The sequence below is a fragment of the Kaarinaea lacus genome (assembly GCF_975902315.1).
Map to the genome: position 1 here is coordinate 1 of NZ_CDLKIE010000423.1, position 3,147 is coordinate 3,147.

At 43.2% G+C, this 3,147-nt stretch carries 4 protein-coding genes and 1 pseudogene; 4 read left to right on the forward strand and 1 reads right to left on the reverse strand.

What is annotated here, in order from left to right; all coding sequences use genetic code 11:
• Positions 1–192: pseudogene (locus tag ACWVCM_RS13310) on the reverse strand (2,3-bisphosphoglycerate-independent phosphoglycerate mutase); the annotation flags it as partial.
• Between the two features lie 391 nt (positions 193–583).
• Here ACWVCM_RS13310 and ACWVCM_RS13315 point away from each other — a divergent pair.
• From ACWVCM_RS13315 to ACWVCM_RS13330, 4 genes are all read left to right on the forward strand, one after another.
• A complete protein-coding gene (locus tag ACWVCM_RS13315) occupies positions 584–1,033 on the forward strand; it encodes a Spy/CpxP family protein refolding chaperone (protein ID WP_455202247.1) in 450 nt (149 codons plus the stop codon).
• Positions 1,034–1,108: 75 nt separating this feature from the next.
• On the forward strand, positions 1,109–1,459 hold the full coding sequence (locus ACWVCM_RS13320; protein ID WP_455202248.1) for a Spy/CpxP family protein refolding chaperone: 351 nt from the start codon (positions 1,109–1,111) through the stop codon (positions 1,457–1,459).
• Positions 1,460–1,568: 109 nt separating this feature from the next.
• Positions 1,569–2,243, forward strand: coding sequence for a response regulator transcription factor (locus ACWVCM_RS13325; RefSeq protein ID WP_455202249.1), 675 nt, complete (start codon positions 1,569–1,571; stop codon positions 2,241–2,243).
• Positions 2,240–3,147 (forward strand): HAMP domain-containing protein (locus ACWVCM_RS13330; RefSeq protein WP_455202250.1); only part of this gene is annotated, 908 nt, incomplete at its 3' end. The genes ACWVCM_RS13325 and ACWVCM_RS13330, both read left to right, overlap by 4 nt.

The following is a 3,147-nucleotide window of genomic DNA, read 5'->3' on the forward strand; positions in this document are numbered from 1 at the left end:
CATTTGACCATCTGGCAGGCCAACAGCTGTTCCCGACGCTTGAAGCAACGTGTGGGGATAATGTGAAAAATATTCGTCGAGATTGGGAGTATTAGCCTGCGCAACTGCATTATTGATTTTACTGGGATTAACACCAAACCCATCCATTATCACTAACAATACTGGTCTTCTTGGTACTTCGACAAATTCCACTAATACTCCTTCAAAACAGGGGGATCAACTTTCAATTTCTACTATATGTCCTGCTATCTATAAAACAAGTTTTGTACCAACTAAACTGGTTTCGCCATTATCACGTAACTATCTGTTTTACATTTATTTACAAATAGAATTGTATTAATTCTGCGCATTAACCGTCGTCGTTTACGAACCAAAATTGTGCATGATGAAAAATTAGTGTGCATCGGCTGGCTACGCAAAATGAAGCAGATACTACTAGATGTTATTAGCTGGCGACACTAAATATTTCTGGCGCCGGCTGTTGTTACAAACTGTTACAGAATGTTACCTGCCGGAGAAGTTCCGCTTGATGGTCCAGGTTAATCTAGTGCACATAGTCAAACCAAAAACAGGAGGCAAGAACATGAAACCGATGTCAAAGCGTATCGTCATTTTAGTGGCTGGTGGCGCCGTCATTGCGGGAACATTGGTGGCATGCGGTCATCATCGCTACCACAACCCGGAAAAGCGCGGCGAATGGCTCGTTGAAAAAGTAACGGATGAACTGGAACTCAACGAAACTCAACAAGCAAAACTTGAGGCAGTGAGGCAGGAAATACTCGCGGTCCGTAAAGACACTCTAGAAGATCGCCAGACTATGCGCGAGGAAGTCCTCGCCATGTTGGACCAACCACAGTTAGACCGCCAAAAAGTTCTGGCAATGGTTGAAAAAAAAACCACATCGATTAACCAGCATGCGCCACAGGTCGTCAATGCACTCGGAGAGTTTTATGACAGCTTGTCCGACGAACAGCGCAATGAAGTACGCGAACATTTTTCAGAAATGAGCGAGCGTCATCATCACCACTGGTAACCGTAAGAACTAAAGGAGAAAATCATGCGACTACTCAACTTTATGCATAATCGGTGTCAACGAAAGTATACACCGATGACAAACTGGTTCATTCGCCGTATCAGAAAAAAATTGCAGTTAAATGATTCTCAACAAGCCAAACTAATAACGTTTAGCAACACCATTGACTCCAGCCGTTCATATGTAGCAGATGTTCAGAAAGATCGAGGCATCACACTGGATGATATTTTTTCAGACAATGGCTTTGATCGAGATTCTGCATTGCACTACCTTAATGTGCCACGCCTGGCATTTGAAGAGCAAGCTCCAGCTGTCGTCGATGCACTTGGTGAATTTTATCAATGTCTGAATCAACAGCAACAGGAGCAGCTTCGCGCAATGCTTCAAAAATACCACCAGCATCAAAAAAGACGCTGTTGGCATTAATACCACCGTGCCTTCTTCAGTTGTATACTATGAAGAAGGTACATACCCTCTTCAGCAACAGGCCATAAAAGGTTAAAGTAGCAATCTTACGGTTGATAAGATACCAGCAATGCACAATATATTATTAATTGACGACGACGAACGGCTGGCAGAATTATTGCGGCAGTACTTTGAGCAACACAACCTGGTGCTCAGCAGTGCCACACTTCCCAGTAAAGGCATGGAAAAGCTGGAAGCAGGTACCTTCGACCTTGTCATTCTCGACATTATGCTACCGGAAATGGATGGCTTTCAAGTTTGTAAAACGATCCGCAAACATAATGATATCCCAATCCTGATGCTTACGGCACGTGGTGAAGTCATGGATCGCGTAATAGGACTCGAACTTGGCGCAGATGATTACCTTCCCAAACCATTCGAACCACGTGAACTGGTAGCACGCATTCAAAATATTTTAAAACGCAGCGAACATATCCCTAATCAACCAGGAACTCTCACGTTTGGTCAACTTTCAATTGATACCGGCTTGAGAGAAGCTAAGCTTGCGGGTAAAACAGTTCAGCTAAGCACCATGGAATACCAACTGCTGGAACTGTTTTCCAAAAAACCTGGTAAAACGTTCACCCGGGATGAAATTCTCAATCATTTAAAAGGCGTGGAAACTGATATATTTTCCCGCTCCGTCGATATACTCGTTAGCAGACTGCGTCAGAAGCTCAAGCCCCTGGACCTGATTAAAACTGTTCGTGGAAGCGGTTACATATTTACAGGGAAATCGCAATGAATGCGTGGCAGAAAGTCATTAACTCACGCCATAGCCTGTCAGCTAAACTGGTATTGTTGTTTGTTATCATGGCGATTTTGTTCGTCGTCCTGGTCGGTTCCGGCTTTCGTTTTTTTATAAATCACCACTTCAAGGACAATGTACAACCACATATCGTAAAGTATCTGGAATATGTTCAGGCGGACCTGGGATCACCACTTGATACACAACGAGCCCAACAATTAGCCGATGAATTAAATCTGGAAATCCATATTATTAACGATCAGCAACAATGGTCTTCCCATGGACGGGAAATTAATCTTTCGAACATCAAGATTAAACACAGCCATACAGTAAAAGATCAACTCTATAGCTTGATCGAATATAATTCTCGTGAATACCTCATGACCCAGGTCGAAAACTCAACCCTGCTTTTTACCATACCTCGACTAAGACCAGAACGAGGCACTTTCCGTGGCTGGCTACCATTCGTTATTTTACTGATGATACTATTGGTTCTTTACTATGGCACACGGCGATTATTTTCACCCATCAATACTATCCAGGCAGGTGTAAAGCGATTTGGCGAGGGAGAACTGAACCATCGTATTCAAACTAATCGTCGTGACGAATTGGGCGAGCTGGCAAAAAACTTCAACAGTATGGCCAACGATATCCAGCAAATGCTGGAAGCCAAACGCCAGTTATTATTAGCTATCAGTCACGAATTACGATCCCCACTCACTCGCGCCAAAGTTGCCAGTGAATTTTTGGATGATGAACAGCAAAAGGGGCGAATTAATCGTGAGCTGGATGAAATGGAAACCCTGATTGAAGAATTGCTAGAGACTGAAAGACTTACCACCTACCATACCGTTCTCAATAAAACACCACTAAACCTTGCTGCATTAATCACTGAAGTTAA

Bases quoted from the DNA above. Each gene is read 5' to 3' on its own strand.
- ACWVCM_RS13315 (WP_455202247.1), top strand. From the start codon at position 584: ATGAAACCGATGTCAAAGCGTATCGTCATTTTAGTGGCTGGTGGCGCC.
- ACWVCM_RS13325 (WP_455202249.1), top strand. From the start codon at position 1,569: ATGCACAATATATTATTAATTGACGACGACGAACGGCTGGCAGAATTA.
- ACWVCM_RS13320 (WP_455202248.1), top strand. From the start codon at position 1,109: ATGACAAACTGGTTCATTCGCCGTATCAGAAAAAAATTGCAGTTAAAT.